We start from the raw sequence: 16,678 nt of genomic DNA on the forward strand, positions 1-16,678 counted from the left end.
GAGGCCCTGCCTTCATGCCCGCAGCCAGCGGCAACCACCCGATCGAGACTCCCGTTCGACGCACACCCCTCAAGATCGGAACGACAACAGCTACTGAGCTCAACCCTGAAGCTGATCGGAAAATCGATGTTCGGGAGGGCAGGCGCCAGCATCCGGGCCGCCTGCGGACCGGATGGCGGTGAGACGGGCCAGTCAGGCTGATGCCGGTGTGAGGGCGACTTGGTGGCCGAGGGCCTGGAGCTGGCGGACGAGATCGCGGGTCTTGCGGGCGGGGTCGAGGTGGCGGCGGTGCCAGTCGGCGCCGAGCTCCTGGTAGGAGGCGTCTGGGTCGTTGATCAGGTGCCAGGCGATGACGAGTGTCGAGCGGGCGACGGCGACCAGGGTTTTGGCCTGGCCGCGGCGTTTGACGATGCGGCGGTAGCGGGCGCCGAGGAAGGTGTCGGTGCGGGCGTCGGCGTTGGCGGCCTCGCCGAGGGCGCCCTTGAGCCAGGGGTTGCCCTGCCCGGCCGGACCCGTGCTGCTCTTCGCGCCGGACTGGATGGCGCGGGGGCACAACTTTGCCCAGGAGACGAGGTGTTCGGGCGTGGGGAACCGGCTCATGTCCGCGCCGATCTCGGCGAGGATGACCTGCGCAGTGGCCGGTCCGATCCCGGGGACGGCGTCCAGCTTCTCGGCCAGAGCCAGTGCACTGACTGTTGTAGCGGGCTTGCTCCCGGTTCCCGAGCGGTCTGGCGGGGTGGTGATCTGCTCCAGCGTCCTGGCGATCAGCCAGTCGAGTTCGTGGATCTGTGCGGTGAGGTGGTCGACGGTGCCCAGCAGCACCCTCAGCAGCCGGGCGTGGTGGTCTTCGAACTGCCCGGTCAGGGCCTCGATGAGGGCCGGCTTCTTTTTGACCAAGTTGCCTTTGGCGAGGTTGAGCCGTCGCGGCACACGACCTCGACACCCGAATGCTCGCGCAGCCACGCTTCCAGCATGTCGGCCGTACGGTCAGGCAGCACGTCGATCCGCTCATGGGTCTCGGCGTCGATCACCACGGTGGCATAGCGGTGCCGCCGGCGCAGGGCGAAATCGTCGACGCCGATCACGCGGGGCACCCGCCCGGTGGGCAACGGGATGCGCAGCAGGGTGCGCAGGGCTGTGTGACGGGACAGGCCCACCGCGAGTATCGCCAGCAACCGTGATCCCGCTCGGCCCGCTAACTCTTTGACCACGGCCGTGGTCAAGCAGACCGCGATCCGCGACGGCAGCCTGCTGCTGGTCGTCTCCGGCTCCCCGGCCCTTGTCGACCGCCATCTCGACAAGGCCCTCGCCAAGGCCACGGCAGCCAGCTGACCGACCCCCGACGCACTGCTGCCCCCGACCAAAATGGTCGGGGGCAGCAGTGCTGTGCGGCTCGCGCCGCTGCACGGTCCGGCAGGTTCCTACTGAGGTTTTCGGGTTGTCGTCGGGTGGTGACGGTTCATGCACCTGATCGACGGCTGCCTCACCGCCACCGGCCTGACCCTCGCACACCGACCCCACCGTGAAAACCTCAGTAACGGTGTCCTACTAGTAGCCGCACTTCTGCAGGCCGGCCCGGATGCCGGCCTCGCCGTCCACGTAGGGGGCGTAGGTCCACGCATAAATGTGCAGCGAGTACCCGAGGTGGTTGTAGTACTCGGTTTTCGTGTGGTACCAGCGGTTCCCCTGGTCCAGCATCTTTCCCTTGTCGCTCCAGCAGTCGACCTCGATACCGTCCGTGACGTTCGGATTCGCGTTGTAGATGAGGTCCTGCTGAGTGGCCTTGTCGGCGTTGTCAATGACGTTGTAGTCGTTGTACAGACCCACGTTGTGCCCGGTGGTCAGGTGGATTCCCATATCCGTGATGGCCGCGCTCGCCGGGGTGGCGGCCAACACCCCGCCCGTGGCTATGGCGCCGACCAGCGCCGTGGTCGCAGCCAGCTTCTTGCCGATGTACATGAGACTTCCTCCTGATCGCCTGACAACGTCGCGGCACGGCTGAGTGCCTCACAGTGACGCTATGGACACGGGTCCTTCGGCCGTCCTAGATTCGTCCTAGTGCCAGGTCAGCGAGATGACCAACGCTGATCATGAAGTGCCGGGGGGAAGATGAGATTCGGCGTACTGGGGCCGCTGCATGCCCAGATCACCGGACGCGAGGTCCGATTAGACGGACCGCGGCAGGCCAAGATGCTGGCCGCGCTTCTGATCGACGCCAACAACGTCGTCGCCATGGAACGGCTTATCGCCGTGATGTGGGACGCGATAGCGCCCGCCACCGCGGTCCGTCAAATCCAGGACGCTCTCTCCGGGCTGCGCCGCAACCTCGCCGCGTGCGGAGCACCCGGCTCCTTGATCAGTACGCGGCGCGGCGGCTACGAGATCCACCTGGCTCAAGGCCAGCTCGACCTGCTGGAGTTCGACCACGAGCGACACCTCTCCGAACAGCACACGGCCCCGTTCGAGAGAGCAGCCGCGTTGCGGCGGGCGCTCGCTTGCTGGCGCGGAAACGCCCTGGCCGACACTCCCAGCCAAGCCCTGGAGATCGATGCGGCACGGCTGAACGAGAGACGCGCGGCCACGCACAAACAGTGCCTGGCCATCGAACTCGACCTGGGGCGTCATCGAGAGGTCATTGATGAACTGACCGCTCTGCTCTGCGAGCACCCCTACGACGAGCAGGTCGCCGAGCACCTGATGGTCGCCCTCTACCGGTGTCGAAGACAAGGTGAGGCGCTGCAGGTGTACGAGCGGCTGCGCCGGACACTGGCCGACGAGCTCGGCGTCGACCCCACCCCGCCGTTGCAGGCGCTGCATCAGCGCATCCTGACCGCAGATCCCGCCCTGGCGGCTACGATCCCAGCAGACGGTCCCTCGGCCACGCGACCGGAGAGCCCTGCCCCGGCGGCCCCCGGACCGGCAATGTCGATGCCGGTGCGTCAACTTCCCCTCGACGTACCCGATTTCGTGGGCCGGGCCGAAGCACTGGCCGAGATCGCCGGGCTGCTCGACGGGTCGGCGCCGAACCGGGCCCGGGTGGCCGTCATCGTGGGCGGTCCCGGTGTCGGCAAGTCCTGCCTGGTGACGCACGCTGCGCGGCTGGCGAGCGCCGACTTCCCCGACGGCCAGCTCTACCTCAACCTCGCGGCAACATCCAACGAGCCACGGGACCCGGGGCTGATGCTGGCCGAAGCACTGCGTGCGCTCTCGATCACCGGCAGCGCGATCCCGAGCGGCCTGTCCGAGCGAGCCGCGCTCTACCGATCGTTGCTGGTGGACCGTCACATGCTGGTGGTGCTGGACGATGCCGGTCACGCCGATCAGGTGATGCCGTTGCTGCCCGGCGCCGTGGGCTGTGCCGTATTGATCACCAGCCGCACTCTGCTGACGCAACTTCCCGGCGCCCGGCACATCGACCTGGACGTGCTGAGCCCGGCAGAGGCACGGGAGTTGTTCACCGGCATCGTCGGCCGGCGGCGGGTCGAACGGGAACCGGCGGAGGCCGACGGGATCCTCGACTGCTGCGGCAATCTGCCGCTGGCGATCCGCCTCGCCAGCGGCAAGCTCACGGGCCGCCCGGCTTGGTCGCTGCGGGTACTGCGGGAACGGATCGAGGACGAGTCACGGCGGCTGGCAGAGCTGAGGATCGGGGACCTCAGCGTGCGAGCCAGTGTCGAACTGAGCTTGCGGCTGCTGCCGGCCGACGCGGTGCGCGCGCTGAGCCTGTTGGGTCTGCTCGGCCCCTACACCCTGCCCGGCTGGGTGGTCGGACCGCTGCTGGACCGCGCGGACGGCGAAGAGGTGCTGGACACCCTCGTCGACGCCAGCCTGGTGCGGCTGACCGCCACCGACGCCCTGGGCCAGCCGCGTTACCGGCTGCACGACCTGATCAGGACCTGTGCCGTGGAGAACGCCGCTCCGCTGCCCATGGAGGACAAGCGGGACGCGATCATCCGGGTGCTGTCCGTCTGGCTTGAGCTGATCGGGCGCGGCACCGATCGGCTGCCGGCAGCCGGGCTGCTGGCCGCCGCGCCCGGTTCGGCACCGCGCCGGTCGCTGTCCGATGCGGTCGTGGACCGGCTGATGGCCGACCCGGCCGGCTGGTTCGACGCGGAGCGCGACAACCTGCTCGGCGCGGTGAAACTGGCCGTGGACTGGGGCCGGGACGAGTTGGCCTGGGAGCTGGCGGCCGGCGCGGCAACCTACTACGACCACCGGTGCCTCTATCAGGACTGGCAGCACGGGCACCGGCTCGCGTTGGACGCGGCCGAGGCCGCCGGCAACGGGCGCGGCGCATCGGTGCTGCTACGCGGTCTTGGCCAACTGCACATCTACCAGGACGAGTTCGGTCGGGCCACCCGGGCCCTTGAGTCCTCCCTCGGGCTGTGCCAGGACGGTGGGGACAAACGCGGCGAGGCGCTGTCGGTTGCCATGCTGGCTACGGTCAGTCGGGTGCAGGGCCGTGACGACGAAGCCCTCGAACGTGTCGAGCACGCACTGTCCATCGCGGTCGGTGAGGGCGACCGGCACATCGAAGCGCAGCTGTCCTGCTCCATGGCCGTGATGAAGCTAATGCAGGGCGAGCTCGACGAGGCGGAGTCATGGTTCGACGGGGCTTTGAGCCAGGCCAGGGCGCTGGGCGACGGGCATCGCGTGGCCGTGGTTCTGCGGCGGTTCAGCCGGCTGCACGATCGGCGTGGTGATCCGGACGAGGCGCTGCGCTGTCTGGGGCAGGCGCTGGCCACCTTCGAGGAACTGGCCGACGAGCGGTGCGCCGCGTACACGCTGCTGGAAGTCGGCCGCGTGTACGCCGGTCAGCACGACCGGGACCGGGCGAGCCCTGCGTTGGAGCGCGCGGCGGGCCTGTTCCACCGGCACGGCGACCGTCAGGACGAGGCCACCTGCTGGCAACTGATCGGCGACCTGGACGCCGCCGCCGGCGTCCACCACTTGGCGAACCATCACCGAGAGCGAGCGATGCGGCTGTGGCAGACGATCGGCGACATCAACCAGACGAACGCTCCGGCGCGGCCATCGTCGCCGTGAGGTGGTCATGTCCCTGATCGGAGATGTCTGTCTGATCAGGGATCACTGAACCTCCGGCCGGCCTGCCGGACAGACCGCGCGTCGGCCACTGCGTACGGGATGGGCTGACGAAGCTGTACCTGGTGGCCGGCGGTTTCGGGGGGACGACGGCGCCGTCCCGCATGGCGACGGTGCTGTCGCCCGGGGTAACCCTGGGCGGCGACTTCGTCCGGGGTCGACAGGCGGATGCCGAGGGTTTCAGCCTTGGCCCGCTTGGATCCTGCGTCGTCGCCGGCCACGACGGGGTGGTCTTCCTGGAGACGCTGGAGCAAGAGTGGCCACCGGCCCGTTCGATCAACTCCGTCATCTGGTTGCGGCTGAGTTTCTCGGAGACCGCTTGCTGGCGGTGGCGATCGCCGCCGCCAGCAAGCGGCTGTCAGCCCGTGTGGACCTGCAGTGCTGTCCGGACGGCGGATTCGAGTGCGCCCTCGATCCAGGCGGGCTTGATGGGCGTGTGGTCTCCCGCGAAATGCAGCGGTCCCTCGGATGTGGGGATGTCGGGGAACAGTTCCGTGTGCTGGCCGGGCAGGAGTACGGAAGCCTCTCCGTAGGCGTAGTGGTCGCGCATCCACGACTGGGCCTTGGCGAATACCTCTTCCGGGAAGTCCCTCCACCGCTTCCTGATCACTGCCCCTCATCGACCAGCCCGGGCGACAGGTCGCCACGAACCCGGCGGACACGCGGCCTGTGCCGATAACGGCCGAACTCCAGTCGCTCCTGGTCCACCACGATCTCCGGCTTGACCGGCAGGAAGCGCACGGGATCCGCGCCCGGCAGCCCGCCCACAGTGCCCGGCAGCTCCTGCATGCCCCCACCGGCCGCGCGCAAGAGCGGCGCCACAGCCAGGCGCACCTGCTGGGCAAGCGGAAGACTCACGCCGCCGGCCCTCATCCGGCCGCCCTTCGGCAGGCCCAGCACGAGGGCCTGCGCCGCCGGAGTCGCTCCGGTCACCCCGATGACCACGGCCTCGGTGGTGTGCCGCTGGCGCCACTTCACCCAGCCCGAAGCAAGGCCGGCCACGCACGGTGCGTCGGTCCGCTTGCCTACGAGGCCTTCCACGCCCGCAAGTGCTCCGACCCAATCGAGGGCCTGCCCTACGTCCTCGGTTGTCGGCACCGCGCGCAGGGTGGTCGGGCCGCCTTCGAGGAGACGCAGCAGCCCGACGCGCCGCTCGGCGTAGGGGCGGGGGCGCCAGTCGGTTTCGCCGATGGCGAGGATGTCGAAGAGGGCGACGTGGACGGTGAAGTCGGCGCCGCGCCGCGGGCCGTGGCGTCCAGCTCGGGTCTGCAGGCGGTCGAACGCCACACCCGAGCCATCGTTGAGCACTGCGACCGGCTCACCGTCGAGGACGGCGTCCGGCAAGCCGGCGGCCGCCTCTGTGATGTCGGAGAAACTCCGGGACAGGTCAGTGCCGTGTCGGCTCCACACCCGCCAGGTAGCGGTGTGGATCTGGCATCTCCAGCCGTCCCACTTCGGCTCGAGCGTCCAGCCCGGCGCCTCGGGAATGGTGTCGACTGCGCGGGCCAGTGCGAGCGGGCGGGCAGAGTGAAGGGCGGCACGGGGACCTCCTGCGGGACCTTCAGCGTAGGTCGGCGTCCCTCCTCGCGCGTCCCGGCAGGTCAGCGAACAGTGCCCGCTGCATGCCGCCGGCTACTTCGCCGTTCTGTGCTTCGGCGTCGGAAGCGAAGGCAGCCTACGTACCTGGTCTACGAGTTCGCCATCGAGTCGAGCCGCTCGTGCTTCCTTGGCTGATCCGGTGCGATCGGTCAAAGGGTCAGGCCAGCACGACGGGATGTTGGGGGATGCGGCCATCACGGACGCGGGCAACGAGGTCAGCGAGGCCTACGGGATACACCGTCTCCTGGGTGCGGCGCAGGTCGGTGACGGTCCACCAGCGGTATTCGCGGATGTTGTCGGGCTGCGTGGCACGGGCCGGGTCGACCGCGTCCGCGCCGACCCGGGCGAGGAAGTACTTCTCCACCTGGCGGACCTGGCGTCCGCCGACCAAGTGGTCCTTGCTGCGCTCCGCGAGCTGCACACCCAGTTCGACCGCGTGCTTGTCGATGCCGAGCTCCTCGTGCAGCTCACGGAGCGTTGCCGTGGTGTCGTCCTCCCCCGGCTCCAGCGAACCGCCCGGTGTGGCCCAGAAGCCGCCGTTCTCGTCGTAGCGCAGCAGCAGGACGCGGTCGTCGGAGTCGAGCAGGATGGCACGGGCGGCTTCCCTCAGCGGCGGAGTGGAGGTCGTCATGCCTTTCAGTGTGGCAGTCCCGCAAGCGGGGTCAGGGCCGCTGGACGAGGTATTCGCCGATGCACGCTGCATCCAGGTCGCAGGCCTGGAACGTGGCGAGGGCGTCGGCGGGGCTTTCGACGATGGGCTCGCGGTCGTTGAAGGATGTGTTCAGGACGACGGGCACGCCGGTGAGCTGGTGGAAGTGCCTGATGAGCTGCCCGTAGGCGGGGGCAGCGGCCGTGTCGACGGTCTGGACGCGGGCGGTCCCGTCGACGTGTACGACTCCGGCGATCTTGTCGGCGTGGTCGGAGTGGACTGGCGGGGCGAGCAGCATGAACGGGCTGGCCACGTCGAGGTCGAACCAGGTGGAGGCGTGGTCCGCGAGGACGGCTGGCGCGAATGGCCGGAATGGCTCGCGGTGTTTGATCCTCTGGTTGAGGGCGTCGGAGCTGGCGGTGGTTCGGGGGTCGGCGAGGATGCTGCGGGCTCCCAGTGCGCGGGGCCCGAGCTCGCTGCCGCCCTGGAACCAGCCGATGATTTTCCCGTCGGCGATCATCTGTGCGGCCGTGCGGGCGATGTCGTTCTCGCGCCGCCATGTGAACGGAGTCCGGCGACGTTCGACCAGGCCGGAGCGGGGATCGCGGCGCAGTGCCTGTTCGATCTCCTCGCCTGTGTAGTCGCGGCCGAAGTAGTCGCTGGTCAGGGGCCGCCGGGGCAGGTTGCCGGTGAGCCGGTGCCAGGCGTACGGGGCGCAGCCGAGGGCTTGGCCGCGGTCGGAGCGGCGGGTGGGGCGAAGTAGCTGGTGACCGTGTCCAGGCGGCGGAGTTTGTCGGCGGCGACGCAGTTGAGGGCGACGCCGCCGGCGAAGCACAGGTTGCCCAGCCCGGTCGCGGCGATGGTCTGTTCGGCGAGCGCGCACAGGGCGTGCTCGGTCTCGGCCTGGACGTAGGCGGCCGCACTTGTCCAGTTGATGTCACAAGTCCCCGAGCTGTCCGCAGAGCAGACCCTGCTGGCCGCCACTCCCCCAGGCCGCGCCCTCAAAGTTCCCCCCAGCAGCACTGCCGGCACCGAGGACTGGCGGGTGTACGAGGTGACGGTCAGAGCGGCCGCTGTGTGGTGGCGTGCGCGGTCGAGTCCGCAGCCGCTGACCGCGAAGGTGCTGGCTGGCAAAGCGCTGCGCGACACGAAGAACCCATGGACCCTGCAGCGTCGACAGGCCTTCACGAACCTCGTCGGCATGCCCTTCGACCAAGCCGTGGAAGGAAGCGAGACCGAACTACGGATGCGGGGACCGCTGCGCTGGAGCGTCGGCACCGTCATCGCTGACGCTGCTGCCTGCAGGCCATGGCTGGGCCTGCCCGCCCACGGTCTACTCAGCCTCGGTCTGATCGAGAGCACTGCCGCCGGTGTCCTCTTGATCGAGAACAAGGACGCCTCCCCCGGACGTCGCAGACCGTTGGCTGTGCGTGTGGGGAGCCGGCTACGCCACACATGGTCTGGTCGCGTTCCTCAAGGCCATGGCTCCCCTGCCCGTGGCCGCCTGGCAGGACCTGGACGCCCACGGCATCCGGATCATCGCCAACCTCACCGACCGCACCGGCCGTTGCATCACTCCCGTGGGTATGAACGTCGACCTCTACCGCAACGGAACCAAGTACCGTCAGAAACCCGAAAAGCGGGCAGAGAATCTGAAGATCGCAGAGGAACTCTCTGTCAGCGGGCCGCTCCCGCTGCGTGCTCTGGCCGCCGAGATCGCCCGCAACGGTGGGGACGCGTGTGAGCACGAGACCCTCTACGACGACGTCCTGCCCTCGCTGTCCGTCGTACTCGAGCAGATCATCGGGAGCACTGAGGTGCGGGATGACACCGAGAACGCCCGCTGAGCCGATTCCTCTCCAATTCCCTGCCAACCCGATGGACAGATCCGGTCGAATGCCCAGCCCACCAAGACGAGCCTGTCGGGCGCCGGACCCAGCACATCGTTCAGATGTCGTCGATCAGGTCACGGGCCACGTCTGGTGCCACTCGGGCGATGGCTTCGAGCGCCGCGATCGCCTTGCCGTGCAGCAGCGCCCGGCCCGCCATCCGCCGCCCCATTCCCATCCTGCCGAGGGAGGCCGCCCGACGGGCCAACACGGCCAGCATGGCCGGGCGTTCGTCCGGATCGGCGCTCTCCACGATGGCCAGGGCCTGCGCGCTTTGGCCTGCCGTCAGGTACCCACAGGCCAACTCGGTCAGTGCGGCGTCTGTGCCGATCGCGCTGGTCGAGGAGGCGAGAAGTTCCTCGGCGCCGGCCAGGTCGCCTGCGGCCGTCAGCGCCTCGGCCAGGGCGCAGCGGGCCTCCTCAAGCTCGGAATCGGACATCTCCGAGACGAAGGAGTCGTCGATCAGATCGAACTGTGCGAGAACAAAGGCGTTGGCCTGGAGCTTCTCGTGCCAGATGTCCGCCGCCCTGTCAGCGTAAGCGGTGGCCGCTGCGAGGTCATGTCGGCTCGCGGCGCCCTTCGCGGCCGCAGCCAGACAGTGGACCGGGTCGTAGGCCACGAACAAGTCGGACTCGAACCATGGCTCCAGAACATGCTCGGCCCCTGCAGCCACCAGCGGTTCCGCCAGAATCTGCAGCAGGGTCGAAAAGTTGGGGGCATCTTTCCTTTTGGTCCTTCGCAAGATGCTGTCAACGGCGCCGAACTCGCGGGCCGAGATTGCTGCCCGCGCAAGCTGCGTCCGAACGGCGAACGAATCAGGCGTCGAGAGCTCCTTGGCCGAGCGGAGCGCGGCGGCGTACCACCGGCTCACGAGCTGCGGTGAGCGGACTGCCATGGACCCGAACGCGCAGGCCCGTACCTCTGGTGGGTGGATCGTGAGGGCGACCCGTTCGGCCTCTTCCGCGTCCCCTGCCTCTGCCCAGGACACTGCGACCTCAGCGAGCAGGTCGGACCTCTGGGAGGAGGGGATGATCGCCCTGGTGACAGCTTCGGCCCGGCTGCGTTCGCCCAGAGCGACAAGGGCGCGGACCCGGTACTGCACCTCGTCCGAGAGACCGCTGCGCCCACCGACCTCGTGCACCTCGTCCAGCAGCTTCCTGCCGCGTTCCGGGGCACTCGTGCCCACTGCGACGGCAAGGTCGGTCAACGCCCGAGCGCGCTCCTCCGGCCGTGTGAGCCGGCCCCGAATGATGCTTTCGGCGTCACCGAGCCGCCCGGCTTTGATGAGGGAGGCAGCGATCCGTTCCCAGCCCGGTGAGCTGGCTCCGGCGACAAGGCGTTGGACGTCGTCGGCCGTCGATCCGGCACGCACCACGGCGTCGGCGACGGCGTTCAGGGCGCGTTCGGTGCTGAACTCGAACCAGATGTCCGACGCGGCGTCCCAAGCCGCAGCGTATTGGTCAGTGAACAGCGCCCACCGCACGACAGCCCGCAGAGCGCGCCGCCGGTACCAGCGTGACTCCTCGTCCTGTGCCGGATCCTCGGCGCGGTGTGCGCACTTGAGCACGGTGTCCGCAGGCTCCGCGCGCAGGATCACCGGCAGGAACACATCGAAGCTCTCCGGGCATGTGAAGTCAACACGCATGGTCCACTGCCGTGCCACCGCCACAACCTGCTGCTGATCACCGGCGGCGCGGAACGCGTCGAGAACGTCAACTAAGGCCTCGGAGAGCTGGTACCGGGGGGTCTCGGTCAGCAGTGACTGCGCTGCGCACGCGAACTCCGCTGCCTCTGCCCTCCGGCCCTGTTCCGCGGCCGCCACGCTCAGGGCTGCGAACGCCCCCAGACGATCCCGCGGATCAGTGATGCGGAAGACGCCGGTCAGACCATCATGGGGCGGGTCACGCCGGGGAAGCAGCCCGCTGTCCACGACTGCCTGACGGACCGGGTCCTGCCTGGTATGCGATCGCGGCGACCGGACGGGGAATCCTTCCCCGAGGCGGCGTTGCGCCTCCGTACGATGCCAGTCCGATACGAAGCTGGCGGCTAGCGACCTGCCTCGTCTCTCGTCGTCGAGCGCCGCCCACGCCGCCGGCAGTGACACCGGCAGCCCGCTGGCGCGTCCATCGAGATGGTCGCGTCGCCGGGCCAGCCGGAATAGTGCCACGAGATCGGGCTCGGTCTCGGATTCCGGGTCGCACGTTGCCGCGTGCATTCCAAGAGCCGCCGTCACCTCTGTGAGGCTCGCCCCATCGCCGCCGAGGGTTTCCAGGAGGAGCCGTTGGCGGCCCGGATCGCCAGCAAGTCGAGTGAGCCGGTCAAGGTCCTGGCTGGAGATCAGCAGCTCGGGATAGCCGAACCGAAGGTAGGCAGGCGTCGCCGTCGGCCACGCCGGGGCGCTTTGGGCATAAACGTCCGCCCACGTGTGGATCAGCTCCCGGTACCGGTCGAGTGCCAGACCGAATTTGGTGAGGGCACTCGCATAAAGCAACTCGTGGGCGAAGAAATGGGTCGTGGTGCCGTCCAGTGTTGACGAGGCCAGGACCCGTCCGGCCACACCCTGGAGCGCGGTATGAACGACTGCAAGCTCACACCCCACCAGTTCTTCGAGGTCGTTCGCGGTCAGGCCACCGCCAGCCGCGGCAATGTAGGCGACCACCTCACGGCTGCGGCGCACCTGCTCGGGTGCCCCGTCGATCGACACGATCTGGTCGACCTCGGCCTCGGCCAGGACCTGCAGCTCCCGGACGTGTGGCGATGCCTGTAGCTCGGCGGAGCCCTCGCGCCACAACATGTCCGAGCGGTTGACATCGGAAGGGAGGCTCACGGTGCTCCGTCCGGCGCAGATCACCGCGGTTCCGTCCTCGGCGAGTTCGGCGAGCAGCCTCGCGATGCTCCTCTGCCTGGGCCAGCTCATCACCGGGCCGAGGTCCTCGTCGAGACCGTCCACGACCAGGACCAGCCGCCGGCCGTAGCCGGCGACGCGGGTTCTCGCCTCACGCAGAAGCTGGGGAAGCAGCACAGGGTCGGCGTGTTCGCCGACCGGTGGACTTCCCTGACGGTTGAGCAGGGCCCAGAGCTGTTCGAACGTCCAGCGGGAGAATGCCTGGATATCGTGGTGCCCCGGCCGTCGTGAGTTGACGAAGAACGCCACGAGGTCGGTGTCAGGTGGTGGATTCATGACCAGCGTCGCGAGCAAGGCCGTCTTGCCGGACCACGCGTCCCCTCGCCACCACATGGATCGCCCGTCGCCGGTGCAGAAGCGGTGCAGCTGGGCAAGCTCGGCCTCCCGGCCGACCAACTTGGTGGGCGCGAGACTGCTTACCACTCCCTGCCGGTAGGCCGATTCCCTGCGCCCGTCGAGTGCCTCCAGGACGGTCTGAGGGCCGCCGTGTCGGCGCAGGGCTTCACAAAATGATTCGTCGGCGATCTCCCGCATCGACACCGCTTCCACCCGGCCGTTGTGCCAGCCGCGTGGTGCCCTGACCACCACGCCGATCAGCGCGTCGTCACAGAAGAGCCCAGCCCCCGACATGCCTGCCCAGGGCGACCGGTCGCCTCCAGTCTCGGGCGGGACGCCCCGAGTCTCCAGCACGTACCAGCCTCGCAGCCTTCCCGTCCCTGGGAGGACCGAGCCCGCGAGCTGCTCGCTGTCGAGGTTGTTTCCCTCGTCTCGCTGGGCTTCCGGGAAGCCGATGGCCTGGCAGTTGGCTTGAATCTCCAGGCTGGTCAGCTCACCCCAGCGTAGCGGGGTTAAGGGGCCCGGGACGATGTCCTCTCGGGCGCACAGCAAAGCCGCGTCGCATTCGTCGTTCTTGGGCAGCCATACAACGTCGCACTCCACCGGGCTGGCTGAGCCGGCCACCCGGACGTCGGCGGTCTGTCGCGTCTTCACCACATGCGCGGCGGTAAGAACCAGCCGCGGCCCGAGAAGATAGCCGCTGCCCTGCCGCTGCGAGCTAAAGACGGCCGCGACGCGCTGCATGTGCGGGTTCACGGCCTACCTGTAATTCCTGGCAGATCGGAGAGGCGCCAGCTTCACCTGGACCCGCCACCGTTCGCGGACGCGGCCCGGCCGAAATTGGCGGTGCCGCCGAGGTCGGCACTGCCAATCTCCAGTTCGCGTCCCGTCGTTGCGTCCTTGGGCCGCAGAACCAGCTTCACGTGATGCGTGTCGACCCGGGTCCGCGATACGTCGGATCCGGCGGTGACTACCCACGCCTTGACACCAGCGCTGCCCGAGACGCCCTTGCGGAGCTCGACAGTGAACTCCAACTCGATCGAGTCGACCGCGAATCGGACCGATTGACCGGCACCCCGGCCCGCGGCGTCCAGCAGTTCGTCACGCAGCGACTGGACGGCGTCCCCCAGCTGAACGCCTTCAAAATCCCCGCTCATCGTCCCCCCTATATGCAGAGCCATACGCCCACCTGAACCACAAGTGACCGGATGGATGCCGAGAGTAGTGTCTGCGCTTGCTCTTTCTCTGCTGAACCTAAATATCGACACGATTTGCGTCGCCCACCTGGGGATTCCCGGCGCGGTCGGGTGCCGCCGGAGCGGCGTGTGCAGCGCCAGCCTGGGTGATGAGCATGGCAAAGGCGGCGACGGCAGTGTGGGGGAAACGCATGAGACGCCCCCTCGAAGATCAAGAACTTGTCGTGATCTTCGTAGCCGTTTCCTCGGCGACCCGCCCGGACTCACGACCGCAACTCACCCGTCCGCGGCGCGAAGTCGGATAGTCGCGCGGCGGAGCAGTCTGGCGCTGCACGTGCGCGGCGCCGTCGGCACTGCGGCATCACAGTGCACTCCCCCGTTTCACTCTGAGCGGCCAACAGGCTTGCTGAGCTGGTCAGTTGACCCTCGTCGAGAAGGTGCTACAGTACTGCTCCATCGGGCGCCCAGAGCGCCCGAACTGCTTGCCGGGCTGTCCTTTCCTCGGATTCGAGGAGTGGGGGCCTTTTCTCTTATGCGCTGTCACAGGCCCCCGGAAGTCGCCGGGGGCCTTCGTCGTCCTTTGGAGGCCATTCATTGACCACTCTGTCCGTTCCTGTCGGCACCGCCGCGTCGGGAATACCGATCTGGTTGGCTGTTCTCGGTGCTGTCGCCGTGGCGGCCATCGCTGTGCTGTGCGCTGGTGTCGCTGTTGCGGCGCTGAATCGAACCGAGCGGGCAGATGTTGCTGAGACGCTGCTGGGGCTGAGCCATGTCATCTCAGCCCTGTCTGGGCTACTGCCCTGGGGACGGCCGTCTTCACCGCCTGCGCTGCCTGCTCGACCGGCAGCGAATTCCTCGAGCGCTGAACCGGCGGTGCAAGAGGAATCTGCGAGACTGGAGGACCTAGGCGTCGGCCTCGAGCCGCCGCCGACCGAACGACCGCGCAGGCCGATGCGCCCGTGTCCGGGAAATTCGGGGCATCCGGCCCGGTCTTCGTCGGTGCGTCGCGGCTGCAGAGAGGCCATGTCGCACCGACGGCTGCTTCGTTAGGTCCGCCACCTCGTGGGTGGGTTCTCCACGCGGATGAGCTGGTCTGGCACAGCTGGGTTTCTCCCGAACGGGTCACGTCCGCTGCCCACGAACTCGCGGGCAGCTCGGGCTGCCGGTGTCGATCGCACCGTGGAAATCCGAGACTGGCTCAGCTGTGAGTCTGCACCAGTCACACCTGGGCTGCGGGCGCGGCGTCCTCGTAGGTCCAGTCCCCGTCGAACAGGGCGGAGACCAGTCCGGCTTGCTCACTGGGAAGCTGGCCGGTGCGGTGTCGGGTGCGATTCTTGGCGAGCCAGGCGCCGATCCGGACGGTGTCGCCATCGACGCGGATGGTTTCGCGGGGGGCGGGTGCGCGGCCTTCACGGTGGAGGAAGAGCTCCAGGATCTGGGTGGTCTGTTCGAAGGTGCGGCGGGTCCGGGGGGCGGGGTTGAGGGGGTTGGTGTCGGGGGTCAGGCCGAGGGCGGTCATCAGGTGCTGCTGGCCGGTATGGAGGGTGTTCCAGGTGGTGAGTTGACGGTGCAGCCAGGAGCCGATCTTCACGTCCCCGAGGTGGGTGGTGCGGGTGAGGGCTGCCGGGTCGGCGCCGTCGGCGAGGTGGGTGCGCAGCAGGTGGTATTTGCGCTGCCAGTCGGCGCCGTGCGGCAGTTGCCAGTGCGGGTCGAGGGTGCTCAGTGCGATGGCGCGGGCGGGGGCGAGGGTGTTCTTGGTGGCGAGGTGGCGTTGCTCTGCGAGCCAGGCGCCGAGGGGTGTGGTGACGGGGATGGCGAGGTGGCCGTGGGTGCGGTGGTAGTCGGCGGCGGCGAAGTGGACGCGCCAGGCGGCGTCGTGCTTGTCCCAGATCATGTCGAGGGCGTCGAGGTCGGCGATCCACTCCGGTTTGAGACTGCCTGCGCTGTGGGCTTCGCGCATGGTGGTGATGAAGGTGCCGAGGGTGTAGCCGGTGGGGTCGGTGTAGTCGGCGGGGACGTCGAGGTAGCCGTGCTGGTCGCGGTAAGCCTGGGCTGCGGCGATTCCCAGGCGTCGGGAGCGGGAGGTTGCCTCGTCGCGGGGGTCGAAGGAGGCAAAGTCCATGGCGCGGGCGATGCGTTCGGGGTGGACGGCCTGCCGTTCTCTACCTGGAGCCTGACCAAACTGGCCGACTTCCTGGTCGCCGAGGGGGTGGTCGACGACATCAGCCACGAGGGCCTGCGCATCCTGCTCCGCGGGTAAAAAAACCAGCCGCCCGGCCGCGTCCCCGGCCTCCCGGGGCAGTACACCCGGGCCCGTCCCTACGCTGCCGCGGCGCAGGGGCGGAAGCGGGCTAGGTAGGCGAGGGTGGAGCCACGGTGTGCGGCCAGGTGGAGGCCGGAGTCGTCGGCGAGGCGGTGCAAGGTGCCGAAGGGGATCCAGTGGCGGTCGAAGAACTCGCCGACCACCAGTCGGCCGCCGGGGGTGAGCACCCGGACCGCCTCGGCCAGCACCCGCTCCGGCTCCGGTACCTCGCCCAGTGCGGTCACCAGGTACATGGCGTCGAACGTGCGGTCAGGGAAGGGGAGTTCACGAGCGTCACCTCGGGTGGGCGTGATGTTGGCGACGCCGTGCCGTTCCGCGCGGCGCATCACGTGGTCGAGCATCTCCGGCTGGATGTCCAGGACGTCCAGCCGTCCGTCCGGGCCGAGTTGGGGAGCGACGTGCAGCGACTGCAGGCCGGTGCCGGGACCGACTTCCAGCACCCGCTCACCTGGCCTGGGCCGCAGCACGGCGTCCAGGCGGTTCGCGGTCAGATACGGCAACGGCAGGTCCAGCAGCTTGTGTTGGGCGTACGGGTAAGGGGCCTTGTCGCCGAACCACAGGGCGCCGGCGGCGACGGCACCGGCGGCGAGCGCCCAGCGGACGGCGGGCTTGGTCAGGACAGCGTGAGACATGGATCTCCTCCGGTGGGACGGTGGCGTACGGGAAGTGAGCGGGGCC

General features: G+C 68.7%; 14 protein-coding genes and 3 pseudogenes. 4 read left to right on the forward strand and 13 right to left on the reverse strand.

Annotated elements, in window-relative coordinates; genetic code table 11:
- Positions 1 to 192: 192 nt before the first annotated feature.
- Positions 193 to 897, reverse strand: coding sequence for a transposase (locus ACIPSA_RS48995; RefSeq protein WP_402648175.1), 705 nt, complete (start codon positions 895 to 897; stop codon positions 193 to 195).
- Positions 898 to 908: 11 nt separating this feature from the next.
- Positions 909 to 1,214: pseudogene (locus ACIPSA_RS49000) on the reverse strand (transposase); the annotation flags it as partial.
- Between ACIPSA_RS49000 and ACIPSA_RS49005 the strand changes: the two are divergent.
- Entirely contained in the window at positions 1,204 to 1,332 is a 129-nt protein-coding gene (locus ACIPSA_RS49005; protein WP_402648271.1) for a hypothetical protein, read from the forward strand. The pseudogene ACIPSA_RS49000 and the gene ACIPSA_RS49005 sit on opposite strands and share 11 nt — an antisense overlap.
- A 216-nt stretch (positions 1,333 to 1,548) precedes the next feature.
- On the opposite strand, the gene ACIPSA_RS49010 is transcribed toward ACIPSA_RS49005, so the two are convergent.
- Positions 1,549 to 1,959, reverse strand: coding sequence for a hypothetical protein (locus tag ACIPSA_RS49010; RefSeq protein WP_402648177.1), 411 nt, complete (start codon positions 1,957 to 1,959; stop codon positions 1,549 to 1,551).
- Positions 1,960 to 2,109: 150 nt separating this feature from the next.
- On the opposite strand from ACIPSA_RS49010, the gene ACIPSA_RS49015 reads away from it, so the two are divergent.
- Positions 2,110 to 5,046 (forward strand): AfsR/SARP family transcriptional regulator, encoded by a 2,937-nt coding sequence (locus ACIPSA_RS49015; protein ID WP_402648179.1) that lies wholly within the window; start codon positions 2,110 to 2,112, stop codon positions 5,044 to 5,046.
- Between the two features lie 194 nt (positions 5,047 to 5,240).
- On the opposite strand, the pseudogene ACIPSA_RS49020 reads toward ACIPSA_RS49015, so the two are convergent.
- The 6 genes and pseudogenes from ACIPSA_RS49020 to ACIPSA_RS49045 form a co-directional block, all read right to left on the reverse strand.
- Positions 5,241 to 5,413, reverse strand: a pseudogene (locus tag ACIPSA_RS49020) (BRCT domain-containing protein); the annotation flags it as partial.
- A 48-nt stretch (positions 5,414 to 5,461) separates the two neighbouring features.
- A complete protein-coding gene (locus ACIPSA_RS49025) occupies positions 5,462 to 5,713 on the reverse strand; it encodes an FAD-dependent oxidoreductase (protein WP_402648182.1) in 252 nt (83 codons plus the stop codon).
- Positions 5,710 to 6,708: a hypothetical protein gene (locus ACIPSA_RS49030; protein ID WP_402648260.1), complete on the reverse strand. Its 999-nt coding sequence runs from the start codon at positions 6,706 to 6,708 to the stop codon at positions 5,710 to 5,712. The genes ACIPSA_RS49025 and ACIPSA_RS49030 overlap by 4 nt, the downstream gene beginning before the upstream one ends.
- A gap of 151 nt (positions 6,709 to 6,859) precedes the next feature.
- Positions 6,860 to 7,333 carry an NUDIX hydrolase gene (locus tag ACIPSA_RS49035; protein WP_402648184.1) on the reverse strand — a complete coding sequence of 158 codons (474 nt, stop codon included), beginning with the start codon at positions 7,331 to 7,333 and terminating at the stop codon, positions 6,860 to 6,862.
- A gap of 31 nt (positions 7,334 to 7,364) precedes the next feature.
- Positions 7,365 to 7,871 carry a carbamoyltransferase C-terminal domain-containing protein gene (locus ACIPSA_RS49040; protein ID WP_402648186.1) on the reverse strand — a complete coding sequence of 169 codons (507 nt, stop codon included), beginning with the start codon at positions 7,869 to 7,871 and terminating at the stop codon, positions 7,365 to 7,367.
- Between the two features lie 143 nt (positions 7,872 to 8,014).
- A complete protein-coding gene (locus ACIPSA_RS49045) occupies positions 8,015 to 8,485 on the reverse strand; it encodes a carbamoyltransferase N-terminal domain-containing protein (RefSeq protein ID WP_402648188.1) in 471 nt (156 codons plus the stop codon).
- Positions 8,486 to 8,781: 296 nt separating this feature from the next.
- On the opposite strand from ACIPSA_RS49045, the gene ACIPSA_RS49050 reads away from it, so the two are divergent.
- A complete protein-coding gene (locus ACIPSA_RS49050) occupies positions 8,782 to 9,198 on the forward strand; it encodes a Wadjet anti-phage system protein JetD domain-containing protein (protein WP_402648191.1) in 417 nt (138 codons plus the stop codon).
- Positions 9,199 to 9,298: 100 nt separating this feature from the next.
- Here ACIPSA_RS49050 and ACIPSA_RS49055 read toward each other — a convergent pair whose 3' ends face one another.
- The 3 genes from ACIPSA_RS49055 to ACIPSA_RS49065 all read right to left on the reverse strand — a co-directional run bounded on the left by ACIPSA_RS49055 (position 9,299) and on the right by ACIPSA_RS49065 (position 15,799).
- Positions 9,299 to 13,237 carry a trypsin-like peptidase domain-containing protein gene (locus tag ACIPSA_RS49055; protein WP_402648194.1) on the reverse strand — a complete coding sequence of 1,313 codons (3,939 nt, stop codon included), beginning with the start codon at positions 13,235 to 13,237 and terminating at the stop codon, positions 9,299 to 9,301.
- A gap of 41 nt (positions 13,238 to 13,278) precedes the next feature.
- Positions 13,279 to 13,638: a trypco2 family protein gene (locus ACIPSA_RS49060; protein ID WP_402648195.1), complete on the reverse strand. Its 360-nt coding sequence runs from the start codon at positions 13,636 to 13,638 to the stop codon at positions 13,279 to 13,281.
- A gap of 1,258 nt (positions 13,639 to 14,896) precedes the next feature.
- Positions 14,897 to 15,799: a helicase associated domain-containing protein gene (locus ACIPSA_RS49065; protein ID WP_402648197.1), complete on the reverse strand. Its 903-nt coding sequence runs from the start codon at positions 15,797 to 15,799 to the stop codon at positions 14,897 to 14,899.
- A gap of 27 nt (positions 15,800 to 15,826) precedes the next feature.
- On the opposite strand from ACIPSA_RS49065, the pseudogene ACIPSA_RS49070 reads away from it, so the two are divergent.
- Positions 15,827 to 15,931: pseudogene (locus tag ACIPSA_RS49070) on the forward strand (helix-turn-helix domain-containing protein); the annotation flags it as partial.
- A gap of 65 nt (positions 15,932 to 15,996) precedes the next feature.
- Here ACIPSA_RS49070 and ACIPSA_RS49075 read toward each other — a convergent pair.
- Positions 15,997 to 16,632: a class I SAM-dependent methyltransferase gene (locus ACIPSA_RS49075; RefSeq protein WP_402648199.1), complete on the reverse strand. Its 636-nt coding sequence runs from the start codon at positions 16,630 to 16,632 to the stop codon at positions 15,997 to 15,999.
- Between the last annotated feature and the right edge of the window lie 46 nt (positions 16,633 to 16,678).

This window comes from Streptomyces sp. NPDC086549 (assembly GCF_044746205.1).
GTDB lineage: Bacteria > Actinomycetota > Actinomycetes > Streptomycetales > Streptomycetaceae > Streptomyces.

Coding starts and splice junctions, on each gene's coding strand:
- ACIPSA_RS49010 (WP_402648177.1), bottom strand. CDS start 1,959: ATGTACATCGGCAAGAAGCTGGCTGCGACCACGGCGCTGGTCGGCGCC.
- ACIPSA_RS49015 (WP_402648179.1), top strand. CDS start 2,110: ATGAGATTCGGCGTACTGGGGCCGCTGCATGCCCAGATCACCGGACGC.
- ACIPSA_RS49035 (WP_402648184.1), bottom strand. CDS start 7,333: ATGACGACCTCCACTCCGCCGCTGAGGGAAGCCGCCCGTGCCATCCTG.
- ACIPSA_RS49040 (WP_402648186.1), bottom strand. CDS start 7,871: ATGATCGCCGACGGGAAAATCATCGGCTGGTTCCAGGGCGGCAGCGAG.
- ACIPSA_RS49060 (WP_402648195.1), bottom strand. CDS start 13,638: ATGAGCGGGGATTTTGAAGGCGTTCAGCTGGGGGACGCCGTCCAGTCG.
- ACIPSA_RS49065 (WP_402648197.1), bottom strand. CDS start 15,799: ATGGACTTTGCCTCCTTCGACCCCCGCGACGAGGCAACCTCCCGCTCC.
- ACIPSA_RS49075 (WP_402648199.1), bottom strand. CDS start 16,632: ATGTCTCACGCTGTCCTGACCAAGCCCGCCGTCCGCTGGGCGCTCGCC.